The sequence below is a fragment of the Mycobacterium shunyiense genome, assembly GCF_058270075.1.
In genome coordinates, this window is record NZ_JBZDPU010000006.1 from 152,258 (window position 1) to 170,042 (window position 17,785).

Below are 17,785 nucleotides of genomic sequence, written 5' to 3' on the forward strand. Positions count from 1 at the left end.
CATGACTACCAGGGAATCCCTACCGCCTGACGCACAGGTCAAGCCGCCGCCGCGCAAAGGGCCGAACTGGGGCCGGGTCGTGGCGCTGCTCGCCTGGCTCGGCTTTCTCGGCCTGTTCGTCGCGGTCGGGCGGACGGACGTCGACCCGCGGGTGGCCAACCCGAACGTCGAGGGGCGGCCACGTCCCGTCGCGTTCCTGACCGCGTTCGACCACTGGCAGATCATCCCGCAGGTGGGTGCCGTGATCATCGTCGTGGCGTTCACCGTCATGTTCATTGTCGGCTGGCGGAAAAACCCCGGCAGTCCGGTACTGCTGATGGTCCTGTGCACGACGCTGATCGTCTGGCAGGACCCGATCATGAACTGGTCGCCGTACGCGGTGTACAACCCGATGCTGCTGCACTGGCCAGAGAACTGGTACCTGATCATGATGTCGCCGACGGTGGAACCGTTCATCGTGTTCGGCTACGTATTGTTCTACTTCGGACCGTACTTCCCGGCGATCTGGATTCTTCGCAAGCTGCAGGCCAAGCGCGGCCCTGAAGCGTTCGTTACCCGACACCCGCTGGTCAGCCTGGGCGCCCTGGTGCTGGTGATCGGGTTCATCTTCGACGCCATACTGGAAGTCAGCCTGGTGCGGACCGGACTCTACATCTACTCGCAGGCGATTCCGTTCGGAACGTTGTTCCCCGGCAGCACCTTTCAGTTCCCACTCATCTGGGAATCGCTCTCGGTGACGTTCGTGATGATCCCGGCGGCCATCCTCGTTTATCGCGACGACACGGGAAAGTCGGTGGCCGAGAAGCTCGCTGCGAAGGCGAGGCTCTTCCCGACGAAGCCCGTACTCGGCACGTTCCTGGTGATGTTCGCGATCATCAACGTCTCGTACTTCGCCTACGGTGGCTGGTTCTGGGCGATCAAGGCCAGCGGGCTCGCCACCTCGGTCGCCTGCCCGTGGCCATATCCCGAGGCCAAGATCTATGACCCCCAGGGCTACTACCGGGCGAACGGTGCCGAGGGGCCGTACTCGGTGGGCAAGTGGTCCACCTGGCAGCAGGGACCGTCCCGCAACCTCGACGTCGAGCTGGGTTCGAAGAGCGATCGGTGCGCAACGGGGAACCAGCATGACTGAGCGGACCGATGAGCGCTTGCGCGAAGAGCATAGAACGGTCCTCATCACGGGTGCGTCCCGTGGGCTCGGCTTCGCTTCGGCCACGCACCTTTATCGCGCGGGGTGGCGCGTGGTGGCGGCGATGCGCACGCCGGACCGCGGAATGACACTGCTGCGGGAGGCAACCGGGGCAGGGGACGACGACGACCGGCTGATCGGCATCCAGCTCGACCTCACCGACGCCGCTTCGATCGCCGCGGCGGCCAAGGGCATCACCGAAACCGTCGGGGCACCACATGCGGTGGTTCACAACGCCGGGATCTCGGCGGCCGGAATGGTCGAGGAGACACCACCGGATCTGTGGGAGCGCATGTTCGAGACCAACGTCTTCGGCCCGGTGGCGCTCACCAAGGCGCTGCTGCCGTCGATGCGAGACGCCGGACGGGGCCGCATCGTGCTGATCTCCAGCGCTGCCGGGGTTCGTGGAATGCCGGCCACCGCACCATATTCGGCGGTCAAGGGAGCGCTGGAACGTTGGGGGGAGTCGATGGCCGGTGAAGTCGGGCCGTTCGGGATCGGCGTCACCATTCTGGTCACCGGTACCTACGACACGGAGATCATCACCGACGCGGGCACGACAGACGTCCGTGACCTCGACGGGCCCTATGCCCGCCACCACCGCACGATGGACAAGCGGGGGCGGGCCATGATGAAGCGCGCGGCCCGGCCCCCCGAGAAATTCGCCGCGGGTCTGGCCAAGGCCCTCGAGAGTCCGAAACCCTTCGTCAAGACCGCTGTCGGCCCGGACGCACGAATGTTGTTGATCGCCAACCGCTTGCTTCCCGCGGCGGGTTTGCACCAGGTGACCCGGCTGATGATGGGCATCCCACGGTTCGGCGCGTTACGAGGGGAGGGTGCAGGCCATGACTGACTTCGAAGCGAGGATGTTGATCGACGGCAAGCTCGTCGAGGGCGAGTCAGGAGCCTTCGCCAACATCAACCCGGCGAATGAAGATGTGCTCGGCGAGGTTTCAGACGCGTCGAAGGCCGACATGAACCGGGCCATCGACGCGGCCCGCCGGTCGTTCGACGAGACCGACTGGTCGACCGACCATCAACTCCGCAAGCGGTGCCTTGAACAATTGCACGAGGCGATCGAGGGCGAACTGGAGTCGCTGCGCGAGGAACTCATCGCCGAAGTCGGTGCGCCGCGCGCCGTGACCCACGGCCCCCAACTCGACGCTCCGTTCGCCGACGGGCTCAAATACCCGGCCCGACTGATCGACACCTTTCCGTGGGAAACCGATCTCGGCGATACCGTCGTCTCCGTCACCGGGGTGAACACCACCCGCAAGGTGTGGCGTGAGCCGGTCGGCGTGGTCGGTGCCATCGTGCCGTGGAACTTCCCGTTCGAGGTCGCCGTCAACAAGCTGGGGCAGGCCCTGGCGACGGGTAACACCGTGGTGCTCAAGGCTGCGCCCGACACACCGTTCAATGCCACGCGGCTCGGCCGGCTCATCGCCGAGAACACCGACATCCCAGCGGGTGTGGTGAATGTCGTGACGGCATCGGACCACCTCGCCGGCGAAGAACTCACCCTGTCACCCAAGGTCGACATGATCTCGTTCACCGGCTCCACGGCCGTGGGTAGGCGAATCATGGAAAAAGGTGCCGCGACGATGAAGCGGCTGTTCCTCGAACTGGGTGGCAAGTCGGCGACGATCGTGCTGGAAGATTTGGATGACACAGCGTTCAACTCCGCATGTTTGATCGGTATCGGCCCGTTGCTACACGCCGGGCAGGGCTGCGCAGCTCCCACCCGAATGCTGTTGCCGCGCTCCCGTTACGACGAAGGCGTGGCGATCCTGAAGGCGATCTACGAGAACATCACCCCAGGCGATCCGCAGGATCCCGGAACCCTCTGCGGCCCGGTCATTTCAGCCAAACAGCAAGCCCGCATCCTGGGCTACATCGCGAAGGGCGTCGACGAAGGTGCCACGATGCTCGTCGGCAGTACGCAGGCGCCGACGGCTCTCGGTCTGTATGCAAAGGGTTTCTGGGTCAGCCCAACCCTTTTCACCGATGTCGACAACTCGATGACCATCGCGCAGGAGGAGATCTTCGGACCGGTTCTCGTCGTCATCCCGTACGAGGACGAGGATGACGCCGTCCGGATCGCCAACGACAGCCCGTACGGGCTCGCAGGCAACGTCATGTCGGGCTCGCTGGAGCGGTCGCTTGCCGTCGCGCGCCGGCTGCGCGCCGGGTTCATCGGGCTCAACGGCACCGCAGGTTACGGCGCGGACACCCCGTTCGGCGGTTACAAGAACAGCGGAGTCGGACGCCAGAACGGCATCGCCGGATTCGAGCAGTACACCGAGATCAAGTCCGTCGCCTACCCGGCCGGCTAGGAGGAGACAGCTTTGTCGCAGCTATTTGACGACCTGGAGGACTTCGGCTCGTTCGACGACGCCGTCTCGGGAGATGTCCGGGATCCATTCCCGGAGCTCGCCAGGCTTCGCCGCGAGGAACCGATCCAGCGGATCGACATGTCCGCGATGCCGGGAGAAGCGGGTAAGCCCGTGTTCATCGTGTATCGCTACGAGGACGCCCAGCAGATGCTGCGCGACAACCTGACGTTCTCGTCGTCGGGTGTCATCGCAGCGTTCGGTCCGGTGCTCGGCGAGCGCGTGATGCTGGGCATGGATGAACCGGTGCACGGCCGGCTGCGTTCGCTGGTATCGAAGGCGTTCTCGCAGAAGGCCTTGACGCGTTGGGAAGACGAGTTGGTCGGCCGGGTCGGCAACGAACTCATCGACAAGTTCGCGCACAAGGGCAGGGCCGACCTGGTCAAGGAATTCACCTTCGACTATCCGAGCCGGATCATCGCGGGATTGTTGGGATTGCCGGAAGCGGACTATCCCCAGTTCCAGCGTTGGTCCATCTCGCTGCTGAGTTGGATCCTGAATCCCGAGCGCGGTCTGGCGGCTTCAGCCGCGCTGTGCGAGTACTTTGCTCCGATCCTGCAAGCCCGTCGGGCCGAGCCGAAGGACGACATGATCAGCCTTCTCGCCGAGGCCGAGATCGACGGCGAGAAGCTCACCGATGAAGAGATCTTCTCCTTTCTGCGGTTGCTGTTGCCGGCCGGAGTGGAGACGACGTACCGGTCGCTGGGCAATCTGCTGTTCGGGTTGCTCTCGGACCCGACGCAGCTGGACGCGATCCGGGCCGACAGATCACTGCTGCCACAGGCCATCGAGGAGGCGGTGCGCTGGAATCCTCCGCTGTTGACCATCACCCGGACCACCACCTGCGACACCGAGCTCGGCGGGGTGCACATCCCCGAAGGTTGTTCGGTGATGCCGATGCTCGGCTCGGCGAATCGGCAGGACGATCGGTGGGAGAATCCCGACGAGTTCGACATCTTCCGCACCGCCAAAGGAAACCTCGGCTGGGGTCACGGTGTCCACGTGTGTCTGGGCATGCACCTGGCACGGCTGGAAATGCGCACCGGCATCAACCTTCTGCTGGATCGACTGCCCAATCTGCGGCTGGACCCGGACGGGGACGATCCGCACATCCGCGGTCAGGTCTTCCGGTCGCCGACCGCGCTACCGGTGCTGTTCGATGCGGCCGCCCGATGACTACCCCGGCGAGCAGACACATATGTACCCGACACACCGCGATTCGGGGTACGTATGCGTCTGCTCGCGCTAGGAAAAGTGACCCGAGGAGAGGCTGAGATGACCGACTTCGAGACGGTGGACTTCTTCACCGACGAGTCACTGGTGCCCGACCCGTACCCCTACTTCGACCACCTGCGGTCGAAGTGCCCTGTCGCCCAGGCGACCCCGTTCAACGTCCTGGCAGTGACAGGCTACGACGAGGCGCTGGCCGTCTACCGGGACCCGGCGTTCTCATCCTGTGTGTCGGTCGCGGGCCCGTTCTCGGGGATGCCGTTCGGGCCGGGGGACAGTGACGATGTCACCGACCTGATCGAGCAGCACCGTGCCGCGGTTCCGATGGCCGAGCACATCACCTCACAGGATCCGCCGGTACACACCCGCACCCGCGGGCTGATGAACAAGCTGATCACGCCGAAACGCCTCAAGGAGAACGAGGAGTTCATGTGGCGACTGGCCGATGAGCAGCTCGACACCTTCATCGACAAGGGCGGCTGCGAATTCCTGGCCGACTACGCAAAACCGTTCTCGCTGCTGGTGATCGCCGATCTGCTGGGTGTCCCGGCCGACGATCACGAGGAATTCAAGGCCGCGTTCGCGCTGGAGACGGTCGGTGAACTCGGCAAGGAGGCACCGACGACGCACAACCCCCTGCAGTGGCTCAACGAGAAGTTCTACGCCTACATAGAGGATCGCAGGCGCACGCCACGCGACGACGTTCTGACCGGGCTGGCGCAGGCCAAATATGAGGACGGTTCGACGCCCGAGATCGAGGACGTGATGAACCTGTCGACGTTCCTGTTCGCCGCGGGAACGGAGACGACCACCAAGCTGGTGAGCTCGGCGGTGCGGTTCATCGGTGACAACCCGGGATTCGAGAGGTTGCTGCGCGGGGACCGCAGCAAGATCCCGGCCTTCCTCGAGGAGACACTGCGCTTGGAAAGTCCGGTCAAATCGCACTTCCGGATGGCCGGCAAGACCACCAGCATCGGTGATGTCGAGGTTCCCGCTGGGACCACCGTCATGGTGCTTCCCGGAGCGTGCAACCGCGACGAACGGAAGTTCCCCGAACCCAACATCTTCCGAACCGACCGTGCCAACGTACGCGAACAGATCGCATTCATCCGCGGTGTCCACTCCTGCCCGGGTGCCCCGTTGGCCCGCGCGGAGGGCCGGATCTCGCTCAATCGGATCCTCGACCGGATGGGTGACATCACGATCTCCACCGAGCACCACGGCCCGGCGGACAACCGCAACTACACCTACGAACCGACCTTCATCATGCGTGGGCTCAGCACGCTGCACATCACCTTCACACCGCTGCACTGACACCTGAAGCAGACGCAAACTCGCCAGAGAAAAGGAGCACCACATGACCGGAAAGCTCGACGGCAAGGTCGCTTTCATCACCGGTGCCGCCCGCGGGCAGGGCCGGGCCCATGCAATCGCGATGGCCAGGGAGGGTGCCGACATCGTCGCCGTCGACATCTGCCGCGACATCCCGTCCAATCCCTATCCACTGGCCACACCCGAGGATCTCGCCGAGACCGAACGGTCGATCAAGGAACTCGGCCGACGTGTCGTCGCGCGGGTCGCCGATGTCCGCGAGCGCCACGAGCTGCGCGACGCGGTCGAGGCGGGTATCGCCGATCTCGGCAAGATCGACATCGTGGTCGCCAATGCGGGCATCCTGCCGATGGCGATGGGCAATCCCGATCCGATGGGTTTCGTCGATGCCTCCGACGTCGATCTGCTTGGCGTGATGAACACCGTCGCGGTGGCGATACCGCATCTGCCCGACGGTGCGTCGATCATCGTCACCGGTTCCACCGCAGGCATGATCCGCGGCACCACCACCAGTCCCGACATGGGCCCGGGTGGCGCTGGTTACGGTTGGAGCAAGCGGATCGTGATCGAGTACGTCAATGAGATGTGTCTTCACCTGGCGTCGAGGATGATTCGGGTCAACGCGATCCATCCGACCAACTGCAACACCCACCTGCTGCAGAACGAGGGCATGTACGGGGTGTTCCGTCCGGATCTCACAGCCGCAGGCAAGACAGCCACCCGCGAAGATGCCGAGCCGTTGTTCAACCTGTTCCAGGCCATGCCGATTCCGTACATCGAACCGGAGGACATGGCCAATCTCGGGGTGTTCCTCGCCAGCGACGACAGTCGGTACATCACCGGCCAGCACATCCGCGTCGATGCGGGTTCACTGCTCAAGTGGCCCAACGGACCTCAGTAGGTCTCACCCGGGGCGGTGCAGGAAGCCCTATTAAAAGTCGCGAAACTCGTGTCCCCAGGAGGTGACAGTGGGCGCAATCATCATGTTGGGCACCCTGTTTGGCTTGATAGTCCTGATCGTGGGTCTGGTGCTGTATTTCGATCCGGAGGCGCGTCGCACGCCGCCGGAGCCTCGGCCCGCACCGGGCACGGAGGTCGAGGCGTGAACGTGCAGCTCCTGATCAATGCCGGTGTGGCCTTCGCCTACGTCACCGGTCTGGGTTTTCTTGCCGTGGGCATCTACCTGAGCGTGCGCCGCGGCCGACTGCACCCGTTGCTGCTGCTGTGCATCTCGGCACTGTCGTTTTCCTGGATCGAGGCGCCCTACGACTGGGCGATGTACGCCCAGTTCCCGCCGGCGCTCCCGCGGATGCCGTCGTGGTGGCCGCTCGACATGACCTGGGGCGGGCTGCCCTCGGCGGTACCGGTCGGCTACATGGGGTACTTCGTCCTCCCGGCGATCATCGGCGCGGCGCTGGGGCGGTGGGCGATCAGGAAGTGGCACTGGCGACGTCCGCAGACACTGCTGCTGGTTGGCTTCGCCGTCGGGTTCTGCTGGGCGCTGTTCTTCAACGCGATCATCGGCGCGCGGCTCGGCCTGTTCTACTACGGCTACGTGATCGAAGGCCTCGGCCTGTGGGAGGGGACCAAGCACCAGTACCCGATCTATGACGCCATCGCCATGGGTGTGCAGATGATGGTGTTCACCTACCTGCTGGGCCGAACCGATGAGCAGGGCCGCAACGTCATCGAGATGTGGGCCGACAAGATCTCCAAGACTCGGGTGCAGTCAGCAGTGGTTTCGGTGATCGCCGTCATCGTGGTCGGGCACGCGGTTTACGCCTCGGTCTTCGCGCCGCATCTGGTCACCAAACTTGGTGGGTGGGTGACCGTGGGACCGACCGAGCAGTTGTTCCCCGGGGTCCCCAATCAACCGCGGTAGCGGAGCCGAGGGGGCTACCATCGCAACACATGGCGTCGCTACGCCCACATTATGAGACGTTGCAGTCGATCTACGACATCTCAGACGAGTTCTTCGAGCTGTTCCTGGGTCCGACGATGGGCTACACGTGCTCGTACTTCGATCGCGTCGGCATGTCTCTCGACGAGGGGCAGAACGCGAAGTTCGATCTGGCGCTGTCAAAGTTGGACCTTCAGCCCGGTATGACGTTGCTCGACATCGGCTGCGGCTGGGGTGGGGGATTGCAGCGGGCCGTCGAGACGTATGAGATCGACGTCATCGGTCTCACTCTCAGCCGGTCGCAGCGCGACTACGCCGAGGCCAAGCTGGCCAAGGTCCCAAACGGCCACCGCGTCGAGGTGCGACTGCAGGGCTGGGAGGAATTCGACGAGAAGGTCGACCGCATCATGTCGATCGGGGCATTCGAGCACTTCGGTCACGAACGTTATCCGGCGTTCTTCGAGATGGCCTACAACGCGCTCCCGGCCGGTGGATCGATGCTGTTGCACACGATCTGCGGCATCACTCAGGACGATGCGGTCCGGATGGGAATCCCGTTGACGCTGAGTGTCGCCCGGTTCGTCAAATTCATCATGGCCGAGATCTTCCCCGGCGGTCGGTTGCCCACGGGACCGATGGTCGAGGAACATGCCCGAGAAGCCGGGTTCGAGGTGGCCATGGTGCAGCCGATCGGCCAGTACTACCCGAGGACCTTGGAAGAGTGGGCGGCCAACCTGGAAGCACATCGTGACCAGGCCATCGCCCTGCAGTCCCAACAGGTGTACGACCGGTACATGAAGTACCTCACCGGTTGTCCGGACCTCTTCCGCGGCGGATACCTCGACGTCAATCAGTTCACACTGCGGAAGTAGCGAGGGCCTTTACCGCCGAGCCGCGATCTCAGTAGTTGTTGCAGCTGCCCGCGATCGAGTTGATCGGCCCGAAGTACTCCTGAGCGGCCGGGCTGGCCTGCAGCTGGGCCACCGTCTGCTGGCGCTGGGCCGGTCCCGACGCCAGGAAGTTACGCAACGCACCCTGGGCGAACGGGGACGCGTTGAACTGCTGTGCCAGATCAGGACGCTGGGCGTTGAGTGCCGCCATGACCTGCTCGTAGCTGCAGGTCGTGTTGACCACACCGCTGAAATCGGGTTGGGCGGATGCCACTCCCGTCACCAGCGGAACGGACAGGGCCAGACCGCCGAGAGCGGCCGCGATGTACTTGAAAGACTTGCTCACCTGCTGGAAACCCCCATGTTGTTCGCCCAAGAAGGCGACGCCTTGTACGTTTGCCGGACCCGACCTCACTCGAGGCTAACAGGCGGCAGACGTACAAGGCGTCCTAGCGAAACCGCTCCGGGTCCGCATCAGTCGATGACGGCGGCTTCCTTGCGCTCGGTGATCGGCCGGGCCAGCTCCTGCTCATTGCAGATGCGCTGCAACTTCTCCAGGGTCTCGTCCAGGCCGGGGCCCAGCTTCTTGCCCGGGGTGAAGCGCGCCGGCAGATTTCGCATGCCCTGAATGACGCCGATCGTGTCGTAGTGCACGGTGCCCTCGGCGTCGCACACGTAGTCCGGCATCCGGTCCAGGACCGCGGTGAGCATCGACTTGAACACCGTGCGCGCCACGTTCGAACCCACACAGCGGTGCACTCCGATGCCGAAGCTGAAGTGCCGGTTGCCCTTCCGATCCAGGACAATCTCGTTTGGCTGGTCGAACACCGACGGGTCACGGTTGGCCATCGCCCAGGACAGCCACAGTCGCTCGTACTGCTTGAACTGCTGCCCCTCGACCTCGACGTCCTCGGAGAACGTGCGGCCGTCACCGGGCGCCGGCGTGAAGAAACGCAGGAACTCTTCGGTGGCCGGGTCGAGAAGGGTGGCACGCTCGTCGCTCAGCCGGGTGCGTTCGTCAGGGTGCTCGCCCAGCCATTCCAACGCATGCGCGGTGAGTGCGGTGGTGGTGTCGAATCCGCCGCCGATGACCAGCCCGAGATTGCCGAGGATCTCCATGTCCGGTGCCGGTTCACCATCGATGCGTAGCTGCAGCATCGCGTTGACCAGCCCGGGCCGCGGCGTCTCCCGGATCTCCATCATGTTGTTGATGATGTCGATGCCCATCTCGCGGTGCTGCTCGTTGATCTTCTCGCGATCGGGGGAGTGTTCGGGTGTGTACACCGACGCATGGGTGGGCTCGCTGTAGACGTTCCACTTCTTGAGCTCGATGCCCATCATGGCCAGGGTGAATACCGCGGGCACCACGTTGGCCAGATGCTCGACGAAGTCGATCTCGCCGGACTCGATGTGCTCGTCGAGTGCGGCGCGGGTGATCTCGTCGACGAACGGTACCCACCGCTTGATGGCGGCAGGGGACAGGTACGGGTTCAGCGCACCGCGGTAGGCGCTGTGCTCCGGCTCGTCCATCTCCAGGATGCCGCCCCGCACCACGGTGGCCCGGCTGGCCTTCGGGATCGTGATGCCCTGATACGGCGTCTCGCCACTGATGTCGTGGTGATTCGAGACGACAGGGCAGCGGGCGAGCTCGAAGACATGCCTGCTGTCGGCGGCCACCCAGTGCCCGTTGTAGGCGTCGGTCCACGCCATGGGGCAGCGGGACTGCATCTCCTCGGTGATCTTCTCGAACTGCAACCGGTATTCCGGCGTGTGCCGGTCGAAGTGGTAGTTGTTCTTCTTGCGGTCGTCGTCGGTCGTGACATCGTCGATACTCACGGCGTTGTCTCCCTTGGCCTTTCGGTCTGCGTCAATCTTCGATGACGATGGCTTGCTCAGGGCAGGAGTGCGCGGCCTCGCGGACCGCGTCCTCCTGATCCGCGGGTACCAGGTCAGAAACCGGTGACGCGTGACCGTCGACGTCATCGAGGACGAACGAATCCGGCGCGATCATCGAGCACAGGGTGTGCCCCTGGCAGCGACTGGCATCAACCGAAACCTTCACTACGACAACTCCTTTCGAACCGCTGGTTGCGGAATCAGACGTGGTAGTCGTACCACTTGAGGTAACCGCCTGCGTCGACCCGCAGTTGCATGCCGGTGACGTACCGGGCCTCGTCGGAGGCCAGCCACAGCACCGCGTTGCTGATGTCCTCCGGCTCGATGAAGTTGACCTTCATCGCCTGCTGCACACCGAACACCGGCTCGGCATCGGCACGGGTGGGGTTCTCCAGATCCGGCCGGAACGAGCGGTACATCGGCTCGCTCTGCAGCATGTTGGTGTTGCAGTTGGTCGGGTGGATGACGTTGGCGCGGATGCCGCGCACCGCCAGTTCGGTGGCCAGCGCATGCACGTATTCGGAGATCAACCGCTTGGAGATCATGTAGCCCATGCCGCCTGGATCGGCGCCGGGGTTGGGCTTGTTGTGGGCGTCCATCAGCGCGGCGGCAGATGCGGTCGCGATGATCGAAGCACCTTCCTTGAGGTGCGGTAGCGCGACCTGGATGGCGTTGATGGTGCCGACGAAGTTGGTGTTGATGCCGTCGGTCCATGCCTGCATCGCAGGCTGCCCCTTCATCGCGGCGATGCCGGCCTGCGCGACGACGATGTCGACCTTGCCGAACTCTGCGAGCCCGGATTCCAGCGCGCTGCGCAGTTCGGCCTCGTTGCGGACATCGGCCTGTGCGGTGACGATGCGTCGGCCGGTCTTCTCGACGTAGTTCTTGGTCTCTTCGAGGTCTTCGGCCGTGGCCATCGCATAGCCGACGGTGTCGTAGTTCTTACAGATGTCGACCGCGATGATGTCGGCGCCCTCTTCGGCCAGTCGGATCGCGTGACTGCGGCCCTGGCCGCGTGCCGCGCCGGTGATGAACGCGACTTTCCCGGCAACCCTGCCTTCTCCGCTGTTTCCCACAATTGTCCTTTCGCTGATGATGTTTCGGGTGCGCCTGCGCGTCAGGTGTTACGGCCGCCGTTGACGCCGAGGATCTGGCCGGTGATGTACCCCGCCTCTTCGGAGACGAAGAAGGCGCAGGCGGCGGCGATGTCCTCCGGCTTGCCCATCCGGCGCACCGGCGTCTGCGCGATCTGCTTGTCGGTGTCGCCGAGGAAGCCCTTACCTTCGGCCTTGCGCAGCATCGGGGTGTCGATGAAGCCCGGCGGCACGGCATTCACGGTGATGCCGTTGGGGCCGAGTTCCAGCGCCAGGCTCTTGGTCAGGCCGTTCACTGCGGACTTCGCCGCGACATAGGGCGACATGAAGGGCTGGCCGGAATGCGTACTGGACGACGAGATGTTGACGATGCGGCCCCAGCCGGCCTCGAGCATGTCGGGCAATGCCGCCTGGATGCAGTGGAATACGCCATTGAGATTGACGTCGATGATCTGCTGCCACTTCTCGAACGAGACGTCGCTGAAACGCTTGAAGCAGTCCAGGCCCGCCGCATTGACCAACACCGAGATCGGACCGAGTTGGGCGCGAATGGCATTGAGCGCGGTGTCGACAGCGGCGCGATCGGTCACGTCGGCGACATGAGCGAACTCGTCATCCGAGGGCTGTAGGTCGAGAACCGCGACATTGAGGCCGTCAGCGCGCAACCGGGCGGCGATGGCCGCTCCGATACCGGAACCTCCTCCAGTGACAACGGCATTCTTCATGACAGTTCTCCGGTCGCCGGGCGGGGCCGGACTTTCTCAGGGGTCAAGAATCATCCTTCCGATTATGAGAACCGTACTCTCGGACCGGTGTTCCCCGCAAGATCCGGGCTCAACGTGCGCGCCTCCTGCGGAGATGGTGGATCTGCAGCGAATAGGGCATGACTAGCTGATCTAGCTTTCACTTGAGTTCTCATCGAGCGAATGTATGATTCGCCGGTGATGAGAATGCAGTTTCCATCACAGTAGTGAATCGCCTGAGGAGGATGATGCAGCAGGAAGCGCCGACCATCGCGGCAGAACAGCGGGCTGACCGGAAGTTGTTGATCGGCGGAGAGCTGCGCGAGACGCCGCGGACGTTTCCTTCCGTCAATCCAGCTACCGGTGAGGTGTTCGGATACGCGCCGGACGCAACGGTCGCCGATGCCCAGGCTGCGGTCGCCGCGGCCAGGCAGGCGTTCGACCACACCGACTGGTCCACCAACACCGAGTTCCGGGTCCATTGCCTGGAGCAACTGCACCGGGCGCTGGTCGAGAACCGCGACGAACTCGCCGCACTGACCACCACCGAGGTGGGGGCCACCGCGGCATTGTGCGCCGGTGCCCAGCTGGACGGACCGATCGACATCGTGCGGTACTACGCCGAGCTGCTCAGGACCTACCCGCTGACCGAGGACCTCGGGAACATCGAGAGCCGCGGCATGCAGCATCACCGGTGGGTAGAGAAGGAAGCGGGCGGCGTGGTGGCCGCGATCATCGCCTACAACTATCCGAACCAACTGGCCCTGGCCAAGCTGGCGCCCGCGCTGGCCGCCGGTTGCACCGTGGTGCTCAAGTCCGCACCGGACACCCCGTTGGTCACCCTGGCGCTCGGCGAGCTGATCGCCAACCACACCGACATCCCGGCCGGCGTCGTCAACGTGCTCTCGGGCGCCGACCCGGAGGTGGGTGCGGTGCTCACCACCAGCCCCGACGTCGACATGGTGACCTTCACCGGTTCCACGCCCACCGGCCGGCGCATCATGGCCGCGGCCAGTGAGACGTTGAAGAAGGTGTTCCTGGAGCTCGGCGGCAAGTCGGCCGCGATCGTGCTCGACGACGCCGACTTCAACACCGCCGCACTGTTCTCGGCCTTCAGCATGGTCACCCACGCAGGTCAGGGCTGCGCGCTGACGTCGCGGCTGCTGGTGCCCGCGAAGCACAAGGACGAGATCGTCGAGCTGATCAAGAACAACTTCGGCCTGGTGCGTTACGGCGATCCCACCGATCCCAAGACCTACATGGGGCCACTGATCAGCGAGAAGCAGCGCGACAAGGTCGACGGCATGGTCAAGCGCGCCGTCGAGGCCGGCGCCACTCTGGTCACCGGTGGCGAGAAGGTTGACCCCGGTTACTTCTACACCCCCACTCTGCTGGCCGATGTGGACCCGGACAGCGAGATCGCCCAGGAAGAGGTCTTCGGGCCGGTGCTGGCCGTCATCGCGTACGACGATGATGACGACGCGGTGCGGATCGCCAACAACTCGATCTACGGGCTGTCCGGCGCGGTGTTCGGCAGCGAGGACCGCGCGCTGGCCGTGGCCCGTCGAATCCGGACCGGCACCTTCTCCATCAATGGCGGCAACTACTTCAGCCCCGACAGTCCGTTCGGCGGCTACAAACAGTCGGGCATCGGCCGGGAGATGGGCACCGCGGGACTCGAGGAGTTCATGGAGTCCAAGACGTTCGCCCGGGTGCTCTCATGAGCACCGGCGGGCCACTCGCAGGCGTCCGCGTCCTCGAGGTCGCGATGTACGGCTTCGTCCCGTCGGCGGGAGCCGTGCTGGGGGAGTGGGGTGCCGACGTCATCAAGGTCGAGCACGCCGTCACCGGCGACCCGCAGCGTGGTCTGCGCCAGACCGGGCCGCTGCGCGTCGAGGGCGATCCCAACCCGAACATCGAGCATGCCAACCGCGGCAAGCGCAGTATCGGCCTGGACATGTCGGTGCCGGAAGGTCGCGAGATCCTGCTGGAACTGGCGAAGAAGGCCGACGTGTTCCTCACCAGCTTCCTGCCCGGGCACCGGCAGAAGTTCGGCATCGACGTCGACGACATCCGCGCGGTGAACCCGAACATCATCTACGCCCGGGGCAGCGCCCTGGGCCCCCGCGGTGAGGAGTCGGTGAAGGGCGGTTACGACATGACCGCCTTCTGGTGCCGCGCCGGCACCGCCGCGACCATCACCCCCGCCGGCATGGCGGGAATGATCGCACCGCCCGGGCCGGCCTATGGGGACACCATCTCGGGCACGAACCTGGCCGGCGGCATCGCGGCGGCGCTGTTCAAGCGGGAGCGCACCGGCGACCCGTCGGTGGTCGACGTGTCCCTGCTGGGCAGTGGCCTCTGGTCGATGGGCCACACCGTGGCGCTGACTCAACACCTGAACCAGTTGATGGTGACACCTCCACCCGGTGTGCACGGGTCGCCGATCAATCCGCTCGTCGGGTTGTACGGCACCGCCGACGACCGCTACATCTCGTTCGTGATGATGCAGCCGACCAAGTTCTGGGCTGACGTGTGCCGCCACATGGATCTGGAGAGCTACATCGACGATCCGAGGTTCGCGACTGCCGAATCGTTCGCAGAGAACACGCCCGACGCGGTCGAGATCCTCACCGAGGCGATGAAGAAGCGAACTTTGCCAGAATGGAGCGAGCGATTCACCACGCTGGCCGGACCGTGGGCTCCGGTGCAGGACACCCTGCAGGCGGGACAGGATGCCCAGATCCGGGCCAACGAGTACCTGGTGCAGGCGGGCGAGCTCGAGTTGGTCGCCAACCCAGTGCAATTCGACGTCACGGCGCCGAGCACGGGGCCGGCCCCCGGCTTCGCCGAACAAACCGACGACATCCTGGTAGAACTCGGTCTGGACTGGGATCGCATCATCGAACTCAAAACCGCCGGCGCGGTCACCTAGGCCACCTCCGTCATGCCCCTCGTCTCGTCCGCCGCGCACTGTGTGTCGTGGGGTGCTCCCACCGCAGCCCACGACACGAGCGGTCCTTCATGCGACCGGGGGTGTCCCAATTGTCAACTACCCGAGCAAGTTCTACGTTATTTGCCTCCGCGACAGATACCGGGTCCGATAGCATCAGGCACTCGGGGGGCGGTCACGGGGGCAAGTCTGTCCGGTTTCACCGGTGGGTCCGGTGAAGCGCACGAGGTCCGCAGGAAACAGGAGGTGCGTCAGATGTCCGAACGCGCCCCGTACCTGCTCTTCCTCGTGAAAGGCAATGTGCTCCAGTCGTATTCGTATGTGTCCGAGCGCCCGACCGGCCGGTTGGCATGTGCCGGCTCGGAGGTTGCGGCATGACCCGGCTCGGGCTCCGGGCCGCAGCACACGTAGTAGATCTGTTCGAGCACCCGCGCGGTGAAGCACTTAACATCGGCGCACCGACCGCGGCGTCGGCAGCCACTTGCCGGAACAGGAGTTCTGATGGCAGATAAATGGTCGACCGGAGTATCGCTACGCAACCTGTCGGGCCCGATGCAGGCCGTCGGGGCGCTGTTCGCGATGTCGCTGGACGCCATCCGGTTCATCTTCAAGCGTCCGTTCCAGGGCCGGGAGTTCCTCGAGCAGTGCTGGTTTGTCGCCCGGGTGTCGATGGCACCGACGCTTCTGGTGGCGATCCCGTTCACCGTGCTGGTGAGCTTCACCCTCAACATCCTGCTGCGCGAACTCGGTGCGGCCGACCTGTCGGGCGCGGGTGCTGCCTTCGGTGCGGTGACCCAGTTGGGCCCGATGGTGACGGTGCTGATCGTCGCCGGCGCCGGGGCGACGGCGATGTGTGCGGATCTGGGTTCGCGGACCATCCGCGAGGAGATCGACGCCATGGAGGTGCTCGGCATCAATCCGATCCAGCGTCTGGTGACGCCGCGGATGCTGGCCTCGGGGCTGGTGGCGCTGCTGCTCAACAGCCTCGTGGTGATCATCGGCATCCTGGGTGGCTACGTGTTCTCCGTGTTCATCCAGGACGTGAACCCGGGTGCTTTCGCGGCCGGGATCACCCTGCTGACCGGTGTGCCGGAAGTGATCATCTCGTGTGTCAAGGCCGCGCTGTTCGGCCTGATCGCCGGACTGGTGGCCTGCTATCGCGGATTGACGATCTCGGGCGGCGGTGCCAAGGCAGTGGGCAATGCCGTCAACGAAACCGTGGTGTACGCCTTCATGGCCCTGTTCGTCATCAACGTGGTCGTCACGGCCATCGGTATCCGCATGACGGCGCACTGAGGCAGGGGACGCAATGGGAACCATGACGATCCTGCGGTCGACCTACCCGCGGGTCAGCAGACAGTTCAACAAGCCGGTGTCGACCTTGAGTCGGATCGGCGATCACACGCTGTTCTATCTCAAAGCACTGGCGGGCACTCCGCACGCGGCGTTGCACTACCGCAAGGAACTGATCCGGCTGATTGCCGAGATCTCGATGGGTGCAGGCACATTGGCCATGATCGGCGGAACCGTCGTCATCGTCGGGTTCCTCACCCTGGCCACCGGCGGTGTGCTGGCCATCCAGGGCTATTCGTCGCTGGGCAACATCGGCATCGAGGCACTGACCGGCTTCCTGGCGGCCTTCATCAACGTCCGGATCGCCGCGCCGGTGGTGGCCGGCATCGGCCTGGCCGCCACCTTCGGCGCAGGCGTCACCGCCCAGCTCGGTGCGATGCGGATCAACGAGGAAATCGACGCACTGGAGGCCATGGCGATCCGGCCCGTCGAGTACCTGGTGTCCACCCGCATCGTGGCCGGGATGATCGCGATCACCCCGCTGTACGCCATCGCGGTGATCCTGTCCTTCCTGGCCTCCCAATTCACCACCGTGGTGTTGCTCGGGCAGTCGGGCGGCCTCTACGACCACTACTTCACGACGTTCCTCAATCCGATCGACCTGTTGTGGTCGTTCCTGCAGGCCGTCCTGATGGCCATCACCATCCTGCTGATCCACACCTACTTCGGTTACTTCGCCTCGGGCGGGCCATCCGGGGTCGGGGTCGCGGTCGGCAACGCCGTACGAACCTCACTGATCGTCGTGGTCTCGGTGACCCTGCTGGTGTCACTGTCCGTCTACGGCTCCAACGGAAACTTCAACCTGTCGGGTTAGG

The 17,785-nt window shown here is 64.5% G+C and carries 19 protein-coding genes; 14 read left to right on the top strand and 5 right to left on the bottom strand.

All coding sequences use genetic code 11. The features are described from left to right. Window position 1 precedes the first annotated feature (1 nt). From AC4ELH_RS05225 to AC4ELH_RS05265, 9 genes are all read left to right on the top strand, one after another. Window positions 2-1,132, top strand: coding sequence for a spirocyclase AveC family protein (locus AC4ELH_RS05225; protein WP_498883400.1), 1,131 nt, complete (start codon window positions 2-4; stop codon window positions 1,130-1,132). Continuing rightward, on the top strand, window positions 1,125-2,042 hold the full coding sequence (locus AC4ELH_RS05230) for an SDR family oxidoreductase (protein ID WP_498883401.1): 918 nt from the start codon (window positions 1,125-1,127) through the stop codon (window positions 2,040-2,042). The genes AC4ELH_RS05225 and AC4ELH_RS05230 overlap by 8 nt, the downstream gene beginning before the upstream one ends. Then, window positions 2,035-3,522, top strand: coding sequence for an aldehyde dehydrogenase family protein (locus tag AC4ELH_RS05235; RefSeq protein ID WP_498883402.1), 1,488 nt, complete (start codon window positions 2,035-2,037; stop codon window positions 3,520-3,522). Before AC4ELH_RS05230 ends, AC4ELH_RS05235 begins: the two co-directional genes overlap by 8 nt. Window positions 3,523-3,534: 12 nt before the next feature. Further along, on the top strand, window positions 3,535-4,755 hold the full coding sequence (locus tag AC4ELH_RS05240; protein ID WP_498883403.1) for a cytochrome P450: 1,221 nt from the start codon (window positions 3,535-3,537) through the stop codon (window positions 4,753-4,755). A 99-nt stretch (window positions 4,756-4,854) separates the two neighbouring features. Next, window positions 4,855-6,123: a cytochrome P450 gene (locus AC4ELH_RS05245; RefSeq protein ID WP_463804784.1), complete on the top strand. Its 1,269-nt coding sequence runs from the start codon at window positions 4,855-4,857 to the stop codon at window positions 6,121-6,123. A gap of 43 nt (window positions 6,124-6,166) precedes the next feature. Next, a complete protein-coding gene (locus AC4ELH_RS05250) occupies window positions 6,167-7,042 on the top strand; it encodes a mycofactocin-coupled SDR family oxidoreductase (RefSeq protein WP_498883404.1) in 876 nt (291 codons plus the stop codon). A 67-nt stretch (window positions 7,043-7,109) separates the two neighbouring features. Then, the gene (locus tag AC4ELH_RS05255; RefSeq protein WP_165609204.1) at window positions 7,110-7,247 is read left to right on the top strand and encodes a hypothetical protein; all 138 of its coding nucleotides are present in this window, start codon (window positions 7,110-7,112) and stop codon (window positions 7,245-7,247) included. Continuing rightward, window positions 7,244-8,023, top strand: coding sequence for a spirocyclase AveC family protein (locus AC4ELH_RS05260; protein ID WP_498883405.1), 780 nt, complete (start codon window positions 7,244-7,246; stop codon window positions 8,021-8,023). The genes AC4ELH_RS05255 and AC4ELH_RS05260 overlap by 4 nt, the downstream gene beginning before the upstream one ends. 29 nt (window positions 8,024-8,052) lie before the next feature. Beyond that, entirely contained in the window at window positions 8,053-8,913 is an 861-nt protein-coding gene (locus AC4ELH_RS05265; protein WP_498883406.1) for a cyclopropane mycolic acid synthase family methyltransferase, read from the top strand. Between the two features lie 28 nt (window positions 8,914-8,941). Here AC4ELH_RS05265 and AC4ELH_RS05270 read toward each other — a convergent pair whose 3' ends face one another. The 5 genes from AC4ELH_RS05270 to AC4ELH_RS05290 form a co-directional block, all read right to left on the bottom strand. Further along, a complete protein-coding gene (locus AC4ELH_RS05270) occupies window positions 8,942-9,277 on the bottom strand; it encodes a hemophore-related protein (protein ID WP_064886229.1) in 336 nt (111 codons plus the stop codon). A 128-nt stretch (window positions 9,278-9,405) separates the two neighbouring features. Then, complete coding sequence (locus tag AC4ELH_RS05275; RefSeq protein ID WP_064886230.1) at window positions 9,406-10,767, bottom strand: cytochrome P450; 1,362 nt, start codon at window positions 10,765-10,767, stop codon at window positions 9,406-9,408. Between the two features lie 31 nt (window positions 10,768-10,798). After that, a complete protein-coding gene (locus AC4ELH_RS05280) occupies window positions 10,799-10,993 on the bottom strand; it encodes a ferredoxin (RefSeq protein WP_064886231.1) in 195 nt (64 codons plus the stop codon). 34 nt (window positions 10,994-11,027) lie between these two features. Then, entirely contained in the window at window positions 11,028-11,903 is an 876-nt protein-coding gene (locus tag AC4ELH_RS05285; protein WP_055115888.1) for a mycofactocin-coupled SDR family oxidoreductase, read from the bottom strand. 41 nt (window positions 11,904-11,944) lie between these two features. Further along, window positions 11,945-12,646, bottom strand: coding sequence for an SDR family NAD(P)-dependent oxidoreductase (locus AC4ELH_RS05290; RefSeq protein WP_064886232.1), 702 nt, complete (start codon window positions 12,644-12,646; stop codon window positions 11,945-11,947). A 263-nt stretch (window positions 12,647-12,909) separates the two neighbouring features. Between AC4ELH_RS05290 and AC4ELH_RS05295 the strand changes: the two genes are divergently transcribed. The 5 genes from AC4ELH_RS05295 to AC4ELH_RS05315 all read left to right on the top strand — a co-directional run bounded on the left by AC4ELH_RS05295 (window position 12,910) and on the right by AC4ELH_RS05315 (window position 17,784). Then, window positions 12,910-14,388 carry an aldehyde dehydrogenase family protein gene (locus AC4ELH_RS05295; RefSeq protein WP_064886233.1) on the top strand — a complete coding sequence of 493 codons (1,479 nt, stop codon included), beginning with the start codon at window positions 12,910-12,912 and terminating at the stop codon, window positions 14,386-14,388. After that, on the top strand, window positions 14,385-15,599 hold the full coding sequence (locus AC4ELH_RS05300) for a CaiB/BaiF CoA transferase family protein (protein ID WP_498883407.1): 1,215 nt from the start codon (window positions 14,385-14,387) through the stop codon (window positions 15,597-15,599). The genes AC4ELH_RS05295 and AC4ELH_RS05300 overlap by 4 nt, the downstream gene beginning before the upstream one ends. 273 nt (window positions 15,600-15,872) lie before the next feature. Next, window positions 15,873-15,995 carry a hypothetical protein gene (locus AC4ELH_RS05305; protein WP_302050795.1) on the top strand — a complete coding sequence of 41 codons (123 nt, stop codon included), beginning with the start codon at window positions 15,873-15,875 and terminating at the stop codon, window positions 15,993-15,995. A 123-nt stretch (window positions 15,996-16,118) separates the two neighbouring features. Beyond that, window positions 16,119-16,913, top strand: coding sequence for an MlaE family ABC transporter permease (locus AC4ELH_RS05310; RefSeq protein ID WP_047037647.1), 795 nt, complete (start codon window positions 16,119-16,121; stop codon window positions 16,911-16,913). A 13-nt stretch (window positions 16,914-16,926) separates the two neighbouring features. Next, entirely contained in the window at window positions 16,927-17,784 is an 858-nt protein-coding gene (locus AC4ELH_RS05315; protein ID WP_064886990.1) for an MlaE family ABC transporter permease, read from the top strand. Window position 17,785: the final 1 nt, after the last annotated feature.